Genomic DNA, 17659 nt, shown 5'->3' on the forward strand with positions numbered 1-17659 from the left:
TGGATCTGCCTGGGCGGCCTCCCCACGGCCCTCCCCACGGCGGGCGGCCCTCGGACGGCCTGACGGGAATTCTCCAGCATCTGCTGGATCAGCTTCACCTGGACCATGTGGACACCGGGGATTTGCTGCTGCTGGCGCTGCTGTTTTTCCTCTTCCGGGAGAACGCGGACGAGGAGCTGCTGGTGGCCCTGGGGCTGCTGCTGATTTTATAGACGGAAAAAGGACGGGAATTCCCGTCCTTTCCTCGTCTCAATTTATGGGCACCATGGACTCCGTCCCGCCGTCGTCCAGCAGCACCGTGCCGTCGGGCAGGGTGAACCGGGAGGCGTCGTATTCCGTCTGGTCCACGTAGAGGGAGGTCATCCGGTAGACGGCGTTTTCCCCCAGCAGGCGCTCCGCCTGGACCAGCAGGCCGTTTTCCACGCTGACCCAATACCGGGTGGAATAGCCCGCCTCATCCGCCGCTGTCTCCACGTAGATGCAGGTCAGGGTGTCCAGGGGCCGGTAGTCCGCCAAAGAGATGTCCTCCACAGGCAGATCCAGGATGTCCTCATAGGTGGGGATGGACTGCTCCACGTCGGCGGAGAACTCTCCCGCCGGCAGTACGGCGACCTCCGCGTCCTGGTCATAGCCGTACCAAATATAAGTTTCCTCCCCATTGGTAAGGCTGATGCGGGTATTCCCGTCCGGCAGTCCCCGGTCCACCCGGGTCCAGGGCCCCCGGACGATGGTGTAGAGCTCAACCGTCCCGCCGCCGCCGTCCCAAAGGTACTCAAGGGTCATGTTCCGCCCGTAGTTTTCCGGTCTTGAGAGGCTGGAAACAGCGGCCTGGACCGTCTCGGGCGTGATTTCAACAACCGTCACGCCGGAGGAGTCGCCGCCGTCCCCGGCGGCGGGGTCCCTGGGAAGGTCGGAGGGGGGGAGGGTAATATGGGCGGTGCGGTTCAAGCTGCCCCCCAGCATCAGGGCCACGAGGAGAACGGCAATGGCCAGTACGGCCCAGGTGACCCAATTCAGCTTCTGCTTATCCATGGCCCGTTACGCCCCGTAATCGGCGGGCCGTTCTTCCCGGAGGCCGAAACGCCACTCGACGGCGTCGGCGATGCGGCGGCAGGCGTGCCCGTCGCCGTAGGGATTCACGGCGTGGGCCATCTTGTCGTAGGCCTGCTTGTCCCGGATGAGCCGGGTGGCCATGGTGACGATGTCGTCCTGGACGACGCCCGCCAGCTTCACGGTTCCGGCGGCCACGGCCTCGGGCCGTTCCGTCTCCCGGCGGAGAACCAGCACGGGCTTGCCCAGGGCCGGGGCCTCCTCCTGGAGCCCGCCGGAGTCCGTCAGCACTAAGAAGCAGCGGTCCATCAGGTTGTGCATCTCGTCGGCGGGCAGGGGGTCGATCAAATGGACCCGGGGCGCGCCTCGGAGGTATTGATCCACGGCTTCCCGGACCACCGGGCTGAGGTGGACGGGGTAGACCAGTTCCACGTCCCGGTTCTCCTCGGCAATCTGCCGGAGAGCCAGCATGATTTGTTTCATAGGCTCGCCGTAGTTCTCCCGCCGGTGGCAGGTGACCAGAAGAACTTTCTTCTCCCCGTAGGGCAGACGGTTCAGCTCATCTGTGGTGAAACGGTAATCCTTCCGCACGGTGGTGTTCAGCGCGTCGATGACGGTGTTTCCCGTAATGAAGATGCCCCCGGGGTCCTGTCCCTCCCGGAGGAGGTTTTCCCGGTTCCCGGCGGTGGGGCAGAAGTGCAGGTCCGCGATGGAGGAGGTCAGCACCCGGTTCATCTCCTCGGGAAAGGGGGCGTATTTGTCATAGGTCCGCAGGCCCGCCTCCACATGGCCCACGGAAACCTGATGATAATACGCGGAGAGAGCCCCGGCGAAGGTGGTGGAGGTGTCCCCGTGGACCAGGATCATGTCGGGCTTCAGCTCGTCGATGGCCTCGTCCATGCCCAGGAGGCACTTGCTGGTGATGTGGGAGAGGGTCTGCCGGGGGGCCATGATGTCCAGGTCCCGGTCAGGCCGAACGCCGAAGACCTCCAGCACGCTGTCCAGCATCTGCCGGTGCTGGGCGGTAACGCAGCAGAGGCTTTCAATGCCGGGACGGGAGGCCAGCTCCTTTACCAGAGGGCACATTTTGATGGCCTCCGGACGGGTGCCGAAGACGCTCATGATACGCACGTTTTTCATGTCTGCTCCTTGTCCCCATGACCGGGGGCTTCCTCTTTTTCCTGGTGTTCGCCGTGGTGTCCCAGATCCCTGAGCTCCTCAAGCTCTTCGTGGAGCTCCTCCCGGATCTCCTTGGGGAACACCACCCGGGCGGCCACGGCCCCTACGATGCACAGCGTCGCGAAGAAAAGCATGGCCTTCTGCTCCCCTCCGGTGGTCAGCACCACGGCGGAGAGGCCCAGCATGGCGGAAATGACGTACAGCGTCGCCACCGCCTGTTTCTGATTCAGCCCCATGTCGATGAGCCGGTGGTGGATGTGGCCCCGGTCGGCGTGCATGGGGCTTTGCCCGTGGGCCAGGCGGCGGATGAAGGCGAAAGTAGTATCGAAAATGGGCAGTCCTAAAATCAGGAAGGGCACGGCGAAGGAGATCACCGCGTAGAACTTGAAGAGTCCCTGGATGGACATGGTGGCCAGGATATAGCCCAGGAAGGTGGCCCCGGTGTCCCCCATGAACATCTTGGCGGGGTTGAGGTTGTAGGGCATGAAGCCCACACAGGCCCCCACCAGCGCCGCCATGACGATGGCGACCTGGGCCTCGGAGGCCAGGAGGGCAATAACCAGCATGGTGGTGGCGGAGATGGCGGAGACGCCGTTGGCCAGGCCGTCCAGCCCGTCGATGAGGTTCACCGCGTTGGTGATGGCTACGATCCAGAGCACCGTGAAGGGCACGGACAGGGGGCCCAGCACCCAGTAGAGGCTATCTGAAAAGATGTTGGGGTTGGAAAAGGCCTGAATGACCACGCCGTTCAAGGCGGGGATCAGGGCGGCGGCGATCTGGACCACGAATTTCAGCATGGCGGGCAGGGCCATGATGTCGTCCACCACCCCCAGGACCACGATGATGACGGAGCCCAGGAGGATGCTCTGCATCTGGCCGTTCCCCCCCCGGATGCCGCCCAGGATGAGGACGCTGACCATAAAGCCAATGAAGATGGCCAGGCCCCCCAGGCGGGGGATGGGGACCTTGTGCATCCGGCGGGCGTCCTTAGGCACGTCCACCGCCCCCACCTTATAGGCGAAGGTTTTTACCACGGGGGTCATCAGGAAGCTGACGACCAGCGCCGTCAAAAGGGCGAGGGCCACATAGGCAATCAGCCGGTTATCTAAGGGCATGTTGCGTTCTCCTTATCTGGGTAGAAACCCGACCTTTTTGTAGACCTTGGCCAGGGTGCGGCCGGCAATGCGGGAGGCCCGCTCCGCGCCCTGGCGGTAGAGGCCCTCCAAATACGCCTTGTCGGCCATCAGGCGCTGGGCCTCCTCCCGGATGGGGCGGAACAGCTCAATGACCGCGTCGCCCACGGCGGGCTTGAAGACTCCGTAGCCCTGGCCCTGGAATTCGGCCTCCGCCTCCTCCAGGGTCTTTCCTGCGGCGGCGCAGTAGATGGTCAGCAGATTGGAGACACCGGGCTTCGACTCCTTGTCATAGCGGACGGCGGTTTCGCTGTCGGTGACGGCCCGCTTGAACTTCCGCTGGATGACCTCCGGCGGGTCCATCAGGTTGACGCAGCCGTCGGGGTCGGATTTGCTCATCTTGTTCATGGGGTTGCCCAGGCTCATGATCCGGGCGCCCTGGTCCACTCTTTGAATGAAGGGCTCCGGCAGGGTGAAGGTGTCGCTGTAGACGCCGTTGAAGCGCTGGGCAATGTCCCGGCACAGCTCCACATGCTGGCGCTGGTCCTCGCCCACGGGCACCAGGTCCGTCTGGTAGAGCAGGATGTCCGCCGCCATGAGCACCGGGTAGGTAAAGAGGCCGGCGGTGATGTTGTCGGCGTGCTGCTGGGATTTCTGCTTGAACTGGGTCATGCGGCTCAGCTCGCCGAACTGGGTGCAGCAGCTCAGCACCCAGCTGAGCTCCGCGTGCTGGGGGACGTGACTCTGAATGAAGAGGATGCTCTTCTCCGGGTCCAGGCCGCAGGCGACATACTGGGCCAGCTGGCTCAGCGCCCGGCGGCGCAGATCCGCGGGCACCTGCCGCACGGTGATGGCATGCATATCCACGATGCAGTAGACGCACTCATATTCGTCCTGAAGGGCGACCCAGTTTTTGATGGCGCCCATATAAGACCCAAGGGTCAGCTCTCCGCTGGGCTGAATGCCGCTGAAAATCCGTTTCTTCTTGCTTTCCATAACATACCTCGCTGTCCGGTTCCGGAGCGCCGGAACCTACTCAATTTTACTAGTTTACCACGAACTGGCGAAAAGTGCAATTGCCGGAGGGCAAAAACGGTGGAGATTCCTTTTTATTGAATTATCGAAGATAAAGCATGGCGCCCGCCCCTTTCAAAATGCCGGCCGATTCCCGGACGAAGGGTCAAAAAAAGACCCCCATCCCAAGAAAAGACCTGTTGCAGGTATCTTTGGGACAAAAGCCTTAAAACTTCTGCGGTGCCACCCAAATTGGCGGTTTCAAACCGCCCGCTCGGCGGCGCGCCGTCACGCGCCTTTCCTTGGTAACGGGGGAAAAGCCCGTCGAAGCGTAATGAGGGAGCCTGCTCCCGGTTCAGCCCGCCCTCCGCGGTCCATTCAACAGGCTTGCGTCTGCCGCCCTTCCACCACCGGCGGCTCGCTATGAGAACCAAGACCCCGTTTACTTCTCCGCATCATCGGTTTGCGCTTATATGTTTTATACAGCATACGCCGCGGGGCCGGGTTTGTCAAGTGCCGGAGCGCATTTTGACGGTTTTTATAAACGCGGGCCTTTCAGGACGGGCCGTTTCCCCTGTTTTTGAACAGGTTTTTTGGCAAAACCCCTTGTGATTTCAAGATTTTCTTGCTATACTAATTAAGATTGAAAATTTTTGACGCCATAGGAGGAAGCAGCATGCCGGACGAGAAGAAAGATGAAAAAAAGCAGGAACAGCCGGGCCGGGGCCTCTACGATTGGGCCCAGGCGCTGGTGTGCTCCGTATTGGCGGCGGTGGTGATGTTTGCCTTCGGGGCCCGGGTGGTGGGCGTCTCCGGCGGTTCCATGCGGGAAACGCTGCAAAACGGAGATCTGCTGCTGGTGGTGAACCGGGTTCTTTGCGGGGATTTTGAGCGGGGCGACGTGGTCATTGCCGCCAAGGCCGGTTTTGAGAACGGAGAGCCCATTGTCAAGCGGGTCATCGCCACGGAGGGAGAGACCGTGGACGTGGATTTTGACAACGGCGTGGTCTATGTGGACGGCCAGGCCCTGGAGGAGCCTTATATCCGGGAGGCCACCCACCTGTCGGAGGGAACGGAGTTCCCCTTCACCGTGCCGGAGGGCTGCGTCTTCCTCATGGGGGACAACCGCAACGGCAGCCGGGACAGCCGGGCCCCGGAGCTGGGGGCGGTGGACCAGCGCTGCCTCATCGGCCGGGCGGTGTTTTTGCTGCTGCCGGGAATGACCGAGGACCTGGGTATGCGGGAGTGGGATCGCATTGGGTCGCTCTGAGGAGCGGTACCCTGGAATCAAGGAGAGAAAGAGACATGCAGAAAGAAGCGCGGGCGGAACCGGAGAAGAAGGGCCGGGGCCGCGAAATGTACGAGTGGGTCCAGGCCCTGGTCTGCTCCGTGCTGGCCGTGGTGCTGGTATTTACCTTCGGCGCACGCCTCATCGGTGTGGACGGGCACTCCATGGTGCCTACCCTCCAGGACGGGGACCGGCTGCTGGTGCTGAACTCCATGCTCTGCGGCGGATATGAGCCGGGGGACATCGTGGTTTTGCGGAAGGAGAGCTTCCTCCCCACGCCCATCGTCAAGCGGGTCATCGCCGCGGAGGGCCAGGTGGTGGACATCGATTTTGGGTCCGGCGTGGTCTATGTGGACGGAAAACGCCTCCATGAGGACTATATCAACGAGCTGACCTTCACGCCGGAGGGAACGGAATTTCCCCTCACCGTGCCGGAGGGCTGCGTTTTCGTCATGGGGGACAACCGCAACCACTCCACCGACAGCCGGAGCAGTCAGCTGGGCACCATCGACACGCGCTATATCATTGGCCGGGCGGCGTTTCTGGCCCTGCCCGGCCCGGACGCCGAAACGGGAATCCGGGACTACGGACGAATTGGAGGAATCGGCTAGTGGAAATCCAATGGTACCCCGGGCACATGGCAAAGACCCGGCGGATGATCGGGGAACAGCTGAAAAACGTGGATGCGGTGTGCGAGATTTTGGATGCCCGCATTCCCCGCTCCAGCCGCAACCCGGACATAGACGGCCTGACGGCGGGGAGACCCCGGCTGGTGGTTTTGAACCGAGCGGACCAGGCGGACCGGGAGGCGACCAAAGACTGGGCGGCTTTCTTCAAGGAAAAGGGCTGGGCGGTGCTGGAAACGGATTCTAAGAGCGGCGCGGGCACGGCGAAATTTTCCGCCGCGGTCCGGGAGCTGCTGGCGGACAAGCTGCGCGCTTACGCCGAGAAGGGCCAGATGGGCCGGGTGGTCCGGGTCATGGTCCTGGGCATCCCCAACGTGGGGAAGTCCACCTTTATCAATAAAATCGCGGGCCGGAAGACCGCCAAGGCGGAGGACCGCCCCGGCGTGACCCGCTCGAAGCAGTGGGTGCCCATCGACCGGGGGCTTGAGCTGCTGGATACCCCCGGCATCCTCTGGCCCAAGTTGGACGACAAGGACGTGGGGCTGCACCTGGCCTTCACCGGCGCGGTGAAGGACGAGATTCTGGACACGGAAACCCTGGGGTGCCATTTGATGGCGTACCTTGCGGAGCACTACCCCGAGGCGCTGAAAACCGGCTACAAGCTCCCCGCCCTTCCGGAGCGGGAGGGGGAGGAGAACGACGTGGCCTACGGCTGGCGGCTTCTGGAGGCCGCCGGGCGGCGGCGGGGCTTTCTTGTCTCCGGCGGCGAGGTGGACACCGAGCGCATGGCGAAGATTCTTCTGGACGAGTTCCGCTCCGGCAAGCTGGGGCGGTTTACGCTGGAGGCACCGTAATGGGAGATAACAAGCGATGGTCCGCCGCCGACTTCGCGGCGCTTTTATGGGTGGCCCTGCATTTGTATACTAGCGTCAGCGCGTTTGGATACGGCTTGTATCAAACATATACAACGCGGTTCTGGATTTTGCTGGGGGTATGGCTTGTGGGCCTGCTGGTTCTGAACGTGCGGCTTGTCTCCGGGGGAGCGGGGCTGCTTCGTTTCGTGAAGTGGTACTGGGGGTTCAGCGCCGCGCTGGCCGCAGGAGTGATTTTGGCTGCGGAACTGGAGTTGATCCGGGATGTGAATGGGATTCTTGTTTTTGGGGTGCTTTGTTCCTTCCTGACGCCGCTAAATCAGCTGCTGGCCTTTACGTGGCTGCTGTTTCAATGGCTGGCGGGCTTGCCGGGAATGGTCCGGTACAGCGGGGGATGCGGGGCGGTATTGTTCGTCTGCGTGATTCATTTCATCTATTTCGCCTGGCTCCACCGCCGGGACAAAAGGAGAGAAGCCCATGGACCTTTGGACCCCGGAGCGGGAACAGTGGAATAGGGGGTACAGCTTCCTCTGCGGCGTGGACGAGGCGGGGGCGGGCCCCCTGGCGGGTCCGGTGTACGCCGCCGCCGTCATCCTTCCCCGGGAAATCGAGATTCCCGGCCTGAACGACTCCAAGAAGTTGACCGAGAAAAAACGGGAAATCCTCTTTGACGAGATTACCGCTCAGGCGGAGGCGTGGTCCGTGGCCTTCGCCACGGCGGAAGAAATTGACGAAATGGATATCCTCAACGCCCGGATGCTGGCGATGCAAAGAGCCATCGACGGCCTGTCCGTGAAGCCGGACCTGGCCCTCATCGACGGCAATCGGGATCACGGCAGCCGGTTTGCCATAGAAACGCCCCACGCCACCCTGATTGGCGGGGATGGAAAAAGCGCCTCCATCGCCGCGGCTTCCATTCTGGCAAAGGTCAGCCGGGACCGGCATGTATCCCGGGAGCTGGATGCCCTTTACCCGCAATACGGTTTCGCAAAGCACAAGGGTTACGGCACGAAGGCCCACTATGCCGCCCTGGACCGGCACGGCCCATGTCCGGCCCACCGGAAGACCTTCCTGAAAAAGTGGGAGGCCCGGCGGTGAGCGGGACAAAGGCCTCCGGGGACCAGGGGGAAGCCCTGGCAGGGCGGTATTTGGAGGCGCGGGGCTATACCATCTTAGACCGCCAATGGCGCTGCCGCTTCGGGGAGCTGGACATTGTGGCCCGCAGCCCCGAGGGCGTCCTCTGCTTTGTGGAGGCAAAGCGCCGGGGCCCCGGCTCCATCGGGCTGCCCCGGGAATTTGTGGACGGGCGGAAACAGCAGCGCCTCCGCCGGGCCGCGAATCTTTACATGGGCTTTCACGGCCTGGACTGCCCCGCCCGCTTCGACGTGGCGGAGGTTTATGAGGGAAAGGACGGCGCGTTCCGGGTGGAGTACCTGGAGGACGCCTTTGCATAGATTCCAAAACACAACCAGAAAGGTGAGATACGAGACATGAAGTATTTGAGCACCAGAGACCGTGCCCTGCGGGTGACCGGGGCCGAGGCCGTGAAGCTGGGCCTTTCCCGGGACGGCGGGCTGCTGACCCCGGAGGCCGTTCCCCAGATTGGCGAGGCCTTTTTGAAGAGCCTTACCGGGGCCTCCTACCAGGAGCGGGCCGCCAAGGTCATGGCCCTTTATCTGACGGACTACAGCGAGGAAGAGCTGCTGGGCTTTGCGAATAACGCCTACGGTCCCGATAAGTACGGCCACCCCGCCGCCGCCCCCCTGCGGAAGGTGGATGGCTCCACCCACTGTCTGGAGCTGTGGCACGGCCCCACCTCCGCCTTTAAGGACATGGCCCTCCAGATGCTGCCTCAGCTCCTTTCCGCCGCCCTGCGGAAGACCGGGGAGGACAAGACGGTCTGCATTCTGGTGGCCACCTCCGGCGACACCGGCAAAGCCGCCATGGAGGGTTTTGCCGGCGTGCCCCAGACGAAAATCATGGTTTTCTACCCCAAGGACGGCGTGTCCAAGGTCCAGGAGGCCCAGATGGTCACCCAGGACGGGGAGAATGTTGGCGTCTGCGCCGTGGTGGGCAACTTCGACGACGCCCAGGCGGGGGTGAAGCGAATATTCTCCGACGAGGGTATCCGGGAGACCCTGGCGAAGCGGGGCTATCTCCTGTCCTCCGCCAACTCCATCAACTGGGGCCGCATCCTGCCCCAGGTGGTTTACTACATCTCCGCCTACTGCGACCTGCTCCGGGACGGAGAGATCAACATGGGGGACAAGGTGAACTTCTGCGTCCCCACCGGCAACTTCGGGGATATCCTGGCGGCGTATTACGCGAAGCGCATGGGCCTGCCGGTAGGGAAGCTCATCTGCGCGTCCAATAAAAACGACGTGCTGACGGACTTCCTCCGTACTGGCGTGTACGACAAAAACCGGCCCTTCCACACCACCATGAGTCCCTCTATGGATATTCTGGTGTCCAGCAACTTGGAGCGGCTGCTGTTCGACCTCTCCGGGGAGAACGACCAGGAGGTCCGGGGCTATATGGAGGCCTTGAACGCCAGTGGGAAGTACGAGGTTTCGGAAACCATCAAGACGGCCCTCCGGGAGCAGTTCTGGGGCGGCTTCTGCGACGAGGCGGGGACTACTGCCACCATCGCCCGGTATTATAAGGAGCACGGCTACCTCATCGACACCCACACCGCCGTGGCGGCGGGAGTGCTGGAGCAGTACCGGGTGGAGACCGGGGACGAGACCCTGACGGTCTTTGCCTCCACCGCGTCCCCCTATAAGTTCTGCGACCACGTTCTCCGGGCTATTGGAGAGACCCCCGAGGGGGACGGCGTGGAGCTGCTGGAACAGCTGAACGCCGTTTCCGGCGTGGCGATTCCTAAACGGCTGGCGGCGCTGAAGGGCAAGAAACGGCGGTTTGACCTCACCTGCGAGAAGCCGGGCATGGACGGCGTGGTATTGGATTTCTTAAAATAAAGAGCGACGGGCATCAAACAGAAAGGGGGGAGCTGCTATGGCCCTCTACGCCATTGGGGATCTGCATCTCTCCCTGACGGCCGACAAGCCCATGGAGATCTTCGGCCCCGCCTGGGAGAACTACACCGCCCGCATTGGGGAAGGCCTCTCCGCCCTGACGGCGGAGGACGTGCTGGTCCTGGCGGGGGACACCTCCTGGGGCATGAGCCTGGAGGAGGCGGAGGCCGACTTTCAATTCCTGGACCGGTTCCCCTGCAAGAAGTATTTGGTGAAGGGAAACCACGACTACTGGTGGACCACCGCCGCCAAGCTCCACCGTTTCTTTGACGAGAAGGGCATCCACACCCTGGACCTCCTCCATAATAACTGCGTCTTCTACGGGGATTACGCCGTCTGCGGCACCCGGGGCTGGTTTTTGGAGGAGGACGCCCACAACGTCAAGGTCCTCAACCGGGAGGTGGGGCGGCTGGAGGCATCTTTGAAAGCGGCGGGGGAGAAGCCCATTTTGTGCTTCCTCCACTACCCGCCACTTTACCAGGGCTATGAGTGCCCGGAAATCTTGGAAACGCTGGAAAAATACCGGGTTTCCACATGCTGCTACGGCCATCTTCACGGCCACGCCATCCGCCGGAGGCTGGAGGGAAAACGGGGAGAAACGGAGTTTTCCCTGATCTCCGCCGACTATCTGGGCTTTGTTCCAAAAAAAATTTGTGATTGAAGGAAAAAAGACTGGTATTTTCAATTTTTTTCTGATAGAATACTTATTTGCCCGGCCATATACGTTTTGAGTGCCGGGAATGAACGGAGGAAAACAGACATGAGTGTGAAAAGCTGCGAGAAGATCGAAAAAAGCCAGGTCGCGTTGACCATCGAGGTGGAGGCCGCGGAGTTTGAGGCCGCCATGGAAAAGGCGTACCGGAAGATGCGGGGCAAGATCAACGTCCCCGGTTTCCGCCCCGGCAAGGCCCCCCGGAAGATCATCGAGGGCATGTACGGCGCGGAGGTGTTCTTCGACGAGGCCATCAATATTGCCTTCCCCGACGCCTATGAGGCCGCCGTGAAGGAAAAAGAGCTCCAGGTGGTGGGCTATCCGTCCGTGGAGCTGGTGGGCGAGTGCACCCGGCAGGGCTTTACCTTCAAAGCTGTCGCGCCCGTGTATCCCGAGGTCACCCTGGGCCAGTATAAGGGCCTGACCGCTCCCAAGGAGGAAGTGCAGGTCACATCCGAGGACGTGGACCGCCGCCTCCAGACCCTCACTGACCGGAACACCCGCCTGGTGTCCGTGGAGCGGGAGGCCAAGGAGGGCGATACCGCCGTCATCGATTTCGAGGGCTTCCTGGACGGAAAGCCCTTCGACGGAGGCAAGGGGACCAACCACAGCCTGGAGCTGGGTTCCCACAGCTTTGTTCCCGGCTTTGAGGAGCAGGTCGCGGGCATGAAGGCCGGCGAGGAAAAAGACATCGACATCACCTTCCCCGAGGACTACCATGCGGACCTGGCCGGCAAGGCCGTGGTCTTCAAGGTCAAGTGCCACGAGGTCAAAGAGAAGGAAGTTCCCGCCCTGGACGACGAGTTTGCCAAGGACGTCAGCGAGTTCGACACCCTGGACGAGCTGAAGGCGGATCTCGAAAAGCAGATCAAAGAGGAGCGGGAGAAGGACGCCCAGCGCGGCTTTGAGGACGCGCTGATGGAGCAGGTGGCCCAGGGCATCACCGCCGAGATCCCCGACGCCATGGTGGAGGGCCAGGCCCGGCAGTTCGTGGAGAACTTCCGCACCCAGATCGCCCAGCAGGGAATCCCCTATGACCAGTATCTCCAGATGACCGGCATCCAGGAGTCCAAGCTGCTGGAGGACGCTAAGGAGCCCGCCCTGCGCCAGGTGAAGATGGACCTGGCCGTCATGGCCGTCATCAAGGCCGAAAACATTGAGGCCGGCGACGAAGATGTAGAGGAAGAATACAAGAAGCTGGCGGAGCAGTTCGGCATGGATGTGGAGATGGTAAAGAAGTACATCCAGGCCGACCAGGTGAAGGACCAGGTTTGCAGCCGCCGGGCCATCGACGTGGTGGTGGAGAGCGCCACCGCTGTGAAGCCGGAGGAGAAGCCCGAGGAAAAACCCGCGGAGGAGCCCGCCGCGGAAGAGAAGAAGCCCGCCCGGAAGCCTCGCAAGAAGAAGACGGAAGAGTCCGAGGGTGCGGAGCCGGACGCGGAAGAGAAAAAGCCCGCCCGGAAGCCCAGAAAGAAGAAGACGGAGGAGACCGAGGAGCCGAAGGACGCCGAATAAGCCGAATCTTTACTTGCGGATTCACAGATTCGACACATTTTCACATGATGCCTGTGGTATCATGTGAAAATGGTTATATGGGCATAACTGCCGGGCGCTGGAGCGCGCTTCACCCCTGGCAGGCCCGCACAAAAGACTGGAGGTTATCAAATTGAGTCTAGTTCCCTACGTAGTCGAACAGACCAACCGGGGCGAGCGGTCCTATGACATTTTCTCCCGGCTGCTGAACGACCGGATCGTCTTCCTGGGCGAGGAGGTCAACGCCACCACGGCCAGCCTGATCGTGGCCCAGCTCCTCTATCTGGAGGCCCAGGACCCGGATAAGGACATCCAGCTGTATATCAACAGCCCCGGCGGATCGGTTACCGACGGTATGGCGATTTACGACACCATGCAGTACGTCAAATGCGACGTGTCCACCATCTGCGTCGGCATGGCGGCCAGCATGGGAGCCTTCCTCCTCTCCGCCGGAGCCAAGGGCAAGCGCATCGCTCTGCCCAACGCGGAGATCATGATTCACCAGCCTTCTGCCGGCACCCAGGGCCAGATTACCGATATGGCCATCCACCTGAAGCGGTTGGAGACGATCAAAAAGCGGATGAACCGCATCCTGTCGGAAAACACGGGCCGATCCATCGAGGAAGTCACGGACGCCTGCGAGCGGGACAACTTCATGAGTGCCGAGGAGGCCAAGGAGTTCGGCCTGATTGACAAGATACTGGTCAACAAGGAAGAGAAAAAGGACGAGGCCTAAACGCGAAGCCCCATCCCCGATAGAAAGGTAAAAACCATGAACGACGACGGCAAGAAAACTCTGCGGTGTTCTTTCTGCGGCAAGCATGAGCAGCAGATCCGCCGCATGATACAGGGCCCCGGTGTGCGTATCTGCGACGAGTGCGTCCACCTGTGCATGAGCATTCTGAACGACGGCTTCGAGCCCGACGCCCCGGCGCTGGAGGACCTGCCGGACCAGCTGCCCACGCCCCGGGAGATTAAAGATGTGCTGGATCAGTATGTTATCGGCCAGGACGAGGCGAAGGTCGCCCTATCCGTGGCGGTGTATAATCATTACAAGCGCATCTTCTTCGGCGGGGACGAGGACGTGGAGCTCCAAAAGAGCAATATCCTGATGCTGGGCCCCACCGGCTCCGGCAAGACCCTGTTCGCCCAAACTCTGGCCAAGATTTTGAAAGTGCCCTTCGCCATTGCCGACGCCACTACCCTTACGGAAGCGGGCTACGTGGGCGACGACGTAGAGAACATTCTCCTCCGCCTTCTTCAGGCGGCGGACTTCGACGTGGAGCGCGCTGAGCACGGCATCATCTATGTGGATGAAATCGACAAAATTGCCCGGAAGAGCGAAAATACCTCCATTACCCGGGACGTTTCCGGGGAGGGGGTGCAGCAGGCGCTGCTGAAAATTGTGGAGGGGACCGTGGCCAACGTCCCGCCCCAGGGCGGCCGGAAGCATCCCCATCAGGAATTCATCCAGATGAACACGAAGAACATCCTCTTTATCTGCGGCGGCGCGTTCGACGGGCTGGAAAAAATTATTGAAAAGCGCCTGGATCAAAAGAGCATCGGCTTTGGGGCCAACATCCAGGGAAAGAAGGACAAAGACCTGAGCAAAATCCTCCACGAGGTCCAGCCCCACGATATTCTGAAGTACGGTATCATCCCGGAGCTGGTCGGTCGTCTTCCGGTCATCGCGCCGCTGAACGGCTTGAGGCGGGAAGATCTGGTCCGCATTCTCCAGGAGCCGAAGAACGCCTTGGTGAAGCAGTACAAAAAGCTGCTGGAGTACGACGACGTGGAGCTGGAGTTTGAAGGCGAGGCGCTGGACGCGATTGCCGACAAGGCCATTGAGCGGAATATCGGTGCACGGGGCCTTCGGGCCGTCATGGAGGGCATGCTGACTCAGATCATGTACGACATCCCCTCGGACCCCACCATTGTCAAGGCTGTTATTACCAGGGAGTGCGTAGACGGTACGGGCCGTCCCGTTTTGACAAAGGACCCGGAGAAGGTGAGCTATTCCGTGAAGCTGAATCCGGGCAAGAGCGGAAAATCCCGCCCGCCGAAGTCCGCATCCTGACACAAGAAGACGCCCGGCCCCGCGCCGGACTGAAAGAGAGGAAGGGAGTAACGTCCCTTCCTCTCGGGTTGTAAGGACATCTTCCATTCCGTACCATTATTTTCCAGTGCCTGGAAAGGAGCGTGAACCCTATGACGCCTATGGAACCGGCTACAATCAATATGCCTGTGCTGGCTCTTCGCGGTCTGACGGTCTTCCCTCATATGAATCTGACCTTTGACGTGGAGCGGCCCATCTCCATTGCGGCCATGGAGGGGGAGCAGGATGTTTTCCTGGTCACCCAGCGGGAGATCGGAGTGGAACAGCCGGAGGAGAAGGACCTGTATCAAATCGGCACCGTCTCCCACATCCGGCAGATTCTCCGCCTGTCCTCCGGTTCCGCCCGGGTGATGGTGGAGGGCCGGAGGCGGGCCCGCCTCCGGCGGTTGTGGCAGTCCTCACCCTACCTGCAGGCCAATATTGAGGTGCTGCCGGAGGAGGTTCCCTCCGAAGCCAGGAGCCCCCGGGCAGAGGCCCTGCTTCGCCAAGCCTGGAGCCTCTTCAGCGAGTACGCCCAGCTTTCCGGATCGGTTCCGGGGGAGATTGTCACCGCTGTGATGGATGGCCGGGACGTGGGGTATCTGGCGGACTTCATTGCCCAGAACATCCCCCTGCGGCACACGGATAAGCAGGGGATTCTAGAGGAGCTGGCCCCCTTCGTCCGAATGCGGAAGCTGAACGGCCTTCTGGCCAGGGAGTGCAGCATCCTGGGTTTTGAGCATGAGATGGAGGGCAAGATCCGGGACCAGCTGATTCGCACGCAGCGGGACCAGATTCTCCGCACGCAGATTCGGGTCCTCCAGAACGAGCTGGGGGAGGACGACGAGGATGAAGTTGAGGATTATTGCCGCAAGATTTTGGAGCTGCAGTTGGAGGAGGAGGCGGAGAAGCACCTGCTGAAGGAAGCGGGGAAGCTCTCCCGCCAGCCCTATGGCAGCGCCGAGGCGTCGGTGATCCGAAACTATTTGGATGTATGCCTGGAGATGCCCTGGAACACAGAGACGCGGGAGCGCGTCAGCGTGGAGGCCGCCCGGAAGGTGCTGGAAAAGGATCATTTCGGCCTGGCGAAGGTGAAGGAACGGATTTTGGAGACCATTGCCGTCCGGCAGATGAACCCCAAGGGCAAGGGGCAGATTTTGTGCCTGGTGGGCCCGCCGGGGGTGGGAAAAACCTCCATTGCCATCAGCGTTGCCAAGGCGCTGAACCGGAAGCTGGCCCGGCTTTCCCTGGGCGGCGTCCGGGACGAGGCGGACATCCGGGGCCACCGGCGGACCTACATCGGCTCCATGCCCGGCCGGGTCATTGACGCCATCATCCGGGGCGGGTCCATGAACCCGCTGCTGCTGCTGGACGAGATCGATAAGCTGGGGAACGATTACCGGGGAGACCCGGCCTCGGCCCTGCTGGAAGTGCTGGACAGTGAGCAGAACCATTCGTTCCGGGACCACTATATGGAGATTCCCGTGGACTTGAGCCGGGTGATGTTCATTACCACCGCCAACACCACAGACACCATTCCCCAGCCCCTGCTGGACCGGATGGAGGTTATCCGCCTCAGCAGTTACACCGACGAGGAGAAGGTGGAAATCGCCCGCCGCCATCTGCTGCCCAAGCAGCTGGCGGAGCACGGCCTGAAGAAATCCTCCCTCCGGGTGGGGGACGATGTGCTCCGGGCCGTAATCCGGAACTACACCCGGGAGTCCGGCGTCCGGCTGCTTGAGCGGCGCATTGCGGCCCTATGCCGGAAAACGGACATGAAGCTGGTTTCCGGCGAGACGAAGCGGGTGACGGTAATGGAGGAAGATCTTCCGAAATTCCTGGACTGCCAGCCCTATCCCCCTGCCCTCCATACGGAGAGGGAGGAGACCGGCGTGGTCAACGGCCTGGCATGGACGGAAACCGGCGGCGAGATTCTGGAAGTCGAGGTCAATGTGATGGAGGGCACCGGCAAGCTGGAGCTCACCGGAAACCTGGGCGACGTGATGAAGGAGTCGGCCCAGGCGGCCCTGAGCTGCATCCGCAGCCGGGCGGCGGTGCTGGGCGTGGAAGCGGAGTTTTATAAAAACAAGGACATCCATGTCCACTTCCCCGAGGGAGCGGTGCCCAAGGACGGCCCCTCGGCGGGCATCGCCGTCACCACGGCCATGCTCTCCGCCCTGACGGACCGTAAGGTCAAGGCGGGCCTGGCCATGACGGGAGAGGTGACCCTCCGGGGACGTGTGCTGGCCATCGGCGGACTGAAGGAGAAGACCATGGCCGCCCTGCGGAACGGTATCGGCACGGTGCTGATTCCCAAGGACAATATCCGGGACCTGGAGGAAATTGACCAGACGGTCCGGGCGGCGCTGAACTTCATTCCGGTGGAGACCGTGGATCAAGTCTTTGCCGCGGCGCTGGTGCCCATGCCGGAGGCGGCTCGTGAGGAAGCGCCGGTCTTTCCCCCTATCGGCCGGGAAAAGAAAGAAGCCGCTGTTCTCCGGCAGTAAAGGAGGGGAAGGATGTCCGTCAATTTTGGAAAAGCGGAATTTGTCCGTTCCGCCGGGACCAGGGAACAGTTCCTTTGGGACGGTTTGCCGCAGTTTGCCTTTGCGGGCCGGTCCAACGTGGGGAAGTCCTCGGTGATCAACCGGCTCCTGGGCCGGAAGAACCTGGCCTATGTGGGGTCTTCCCCGGGGAAGACCACCCAGGTGAACTACTTCCTGGTGGACGGGAAAGCCTACCTGGTGGACCTGCCGGGCTACGGCTATGCCAAAGTCTCCAAGGCGGAGAAGGAGCGTTGGGGGCGCCTGATGGAAAGCTATTTCCAGGAGGCCCATATCACCGCCGGCGTGCTGATTGTGGACGCCCGGCACAAGCCGACGGCCAATGATTTGACGATGCACGGCTGGTTTCGGGAGACGGGCTGTCCGGAGATTGTAGTGGCCAACAAGCTGGATAAGCTGAAAAAGAGCCAGATTGACCCGGCTTTGGCTTTGATTCGGGAGACGCTGGAGCTGGGGGAGGAGGACGTGCTCCTGCCGTTCTCCGCCGAGAAGGGAACGGGGAAGGAGGAGCTCATCCGCCTTCTGAACGCCGCTGTAGAATAAAAAAAGAAGAGCCGC

The 17659-nt window shown here is 61.7% G+C and carries 17 protein-coding genes and 1 pseudogene; 14 read left to right on the forward strand and 4 right to left on the reverse strand.

Annotated features, from left to right (window positions below):
• A pseudogene (locus tag Q1M04_RS01575) lies at positions 1–212 on the forward strand (hypothetical protein); the annotation flags it as partial.
• Positions 213–249: 37 nt separating this feature from the next.
• Here the strand turns inward: Q1M04_RS01575 and Q1M04_RS01580 are convergent.
• From Q1M04_RS01580 to trpS, 4 genes are read right to left on the reverse strand one after another with little or no spacing between them, the layout of a single operon-like run.
• On the reverse strand, positions 250–1032 hold the full coding sequence (locus tag Q1M04_RS01580; protein WP_297997027.1) for a hypothetical protein: 783 nt from the start codon (positions 1030–1032) through the stop codon (positions 250–252).
• A 6-nt stretch (positions 1033–1038) separates the two neighbouring features.
• Positions 1039–2190, reverse strand: a complete 1152-nt coding sequence (wecB, locus tag Q1M04_RS01585; protein WP_297294659.1) for a non-hydrolyzing UDP-N-acetylglucosamine 2-epimerase — start codon at positions 2188–2190, stop codon at positions 1039–1041.
• The gene (locus tag Q1M04_RS01590; protein WP_297997025.1) at positions 2187–3344 is read right to left on the reverse strand and encodes an MraY family glycosyltransferase; all 1158 of its coding nucleotides are present in this window, start codon (positions 3342–3344) and stop codon (positions 2187–2189) included. Before Q1M04_RS01590 ends, wecB begins: the two co-directional genes overlap by 4 nt.
• 12 nt (positions 3345–3356) lie before the next feature.
• Positions 3357–4358 (reverse strand): tryptophan--tRNA ligase, encoded by a 1002-nt coding sequence (gene trpS / locus Q1M04_RS01595; protein WP_297997023.1) that lies wholly within the window; start codon positions 4356–4358, stop codon positions 3357–3359.
• A 694-nt stretch (positions 4359–5052) separates the two neighbouring features.
• Between trpS and lepB (Q1M04_RS01600) the strand changes: the two genes are divergently transcribed.
• The 13 genes from lepB (Q1M04_RS01600) to yihA all read left to right on the forward strand — a co-directional run bounded on the left by lepB (Q1M04_RS01600) (position 5053) and on the right by yihA (position 17644).
• Positions 5053–5646 carry a signal peptidase I gene (lepB, locus tag Q1M04_RS01600; protein ID WP_204789398.1) on the forward strand — a complete coding sequence of 198 codons (594 nt, stop codon included), beginning with the start codon at positions 5053–5055 and terminating at the stop codon, positions 5644–5646.
• A 35-nt stretch (positions 5647–5681) separates the two neighbouring features.
• Positions 5682–6275: a signal peptidase I gene (gene lepB, locus Q1M04_RS01605; RefSeq protein ID WP_293279550.1), complete on the forward strand. Its 594-nt coding sequence runs from the start codon at positions 5682–5684 to the stop codon at positions 6273–6275.
• On the forward strand, positions 6275–7144 hold the full coding sequence (gene ylqF, locus Q1M04_RS01610) for a ribosome biogenesis GTPase YlqF (RefSeq protein WP_297997021.1): 870 nt from the start codon (positions 6275–6277) through the stop codon (positions 7142–7144). Before lepB (Q1M04_RS01605) ends, ylqF begins: the two co-directional genes overlap by 1 nt.
• Positions 7144–7677 (forward strand): hypothetical protein, encoded by a 534-nt coding sequence (locus Q1M04_RS01615; RefSeq protein ID WP_297997019.1) that lies wholly within the window; start codon positions 7144–7146, stop codon positions 7675–7677. Before ylqF ends, Q1M04_RS01615 begins: the two co-directional genes overlap by 1 nt.
• Positions 7640–8260 carry a ribonuclease HII gene (locus tag Q1M04_RS01620; RefSeq protein WP_297997017.1) on the forward strand — a complete coding sequence of 207 codons (621 nt, stop codon included), beginning with the start codon at positions 7640–7642 and terminating at the stop codon, positions 8258–8260. Before Q1M04_RS01615 ends, Q1M04_RS01620 begins: the two co-directional genes overlap by 38 nt.
• Entirely contained in the window at positions 8257–8616 is a 360-nt protein-coding gene (locus Q1M04_RS01625) for a YraN family protein (protein WP_293279546.1), read from the forward strand. The genes Q1M04_RS01620 and Q1M04_RS01625 overlap by 4 nt, the downstream gene beginning before the upstream one ends.
• A gap of 36 nt (positions 8617–8652) precedes the next feature.
• A complete protein-coding gene (thrC, locus tag Q1M04_RS01630) occupies positions 8653–10140 on the forward strand; it encodes a threonine synthase (protein ID WP_297997015.1) in 1488 nt (495 codons plus the stop codon).
• A 37-nt stretch (positions 10141–10177) separates the two neighbouring features.
• The gene (locus Q1M04_RS01635) at positions 10178–10858 is read left to right on the forward strand and encodes a metallophosphoesterase (RefSeq protein ID WP_297997013.1); all 681 of its coding nucleotides are present in this window, start codon (positions 10178–10180) and stop codon (positions 10856–10858) included.
• A gap of 99 nt (positions 10859–10957) precedes the next feature.
• Entirely contained in the window at positions 10958–12424 is a 1467-nt protein-coding gene (tig, locus tag Q1M04_RS01640; protein WP_297997011.1) for a trigger factor, read from the forward strand.
• A 151-nt stretch (positions 12425–12575) separates the two neighbouring features.
• A complete protein-coding gene (gene clpP / locus Q1M04_RS01645; RefSeq protein ID WP_293279540.1) occupies positions 12576–13178 on the forward strand; it encodes an ATP-dependent Clp endopeptidase proteolytic subunit ClpP in 603 nt (200 codons plus the stop codon).
• A gap of 36 nt (positions 13179–13214) precedes the next feature.
• Positions 13215–14519 carry an ATP-dependent Clp protease ATP-binding subunit ClpX gene (clpX, locus tag Q1M04_RS01650; protein ID WP_297997008.1) on the forward strand — a complete coding sequence of 435 codons (1305 nt, stop codon included), beginning with the start codon at positions 13215–13217 and terminating at the stop codon, positions 14517–14519.
• A gap of 131 nt (positions 14520–14650) precedes the next feature.
• Positions 14651–17044 (forward strand): endopeptidase La, encoded by a 2394-nt coding sequence (lon, locus tag Q1M04_RS01655; RefSeq protein ID WP_297997006.1) that lies wholly within the window; start codon positions 14651–14653, stop codon positions 17042–17044.
• 12 nt (positions 17045–17056) lie between these two features.
• On the forward strand, positions 17057–17644 hold the full coding sequence (gene yihA / locus Q1M04_RS01660) for a ribosome biogenesis GTP-binding protein YihA/YsxC (RefSeq protein WP_297997004.1): 588 nt from the start codon (positions 17057–17059) through the stop codon (positions 17642–17644).
• Positions 17645–17659: the final 15 nt, after the last annotated feature.

Origin of the sequence: uncultured Oscillibacter sp. (assembly GCF_950073225.1) — a bacterium.
In the GTDB taxonomy this organism is placed as follows: Bacteria; Bacillota; Clostridia; order Oscillospirales; family Oscillospiraceae; genus Oscillibacter.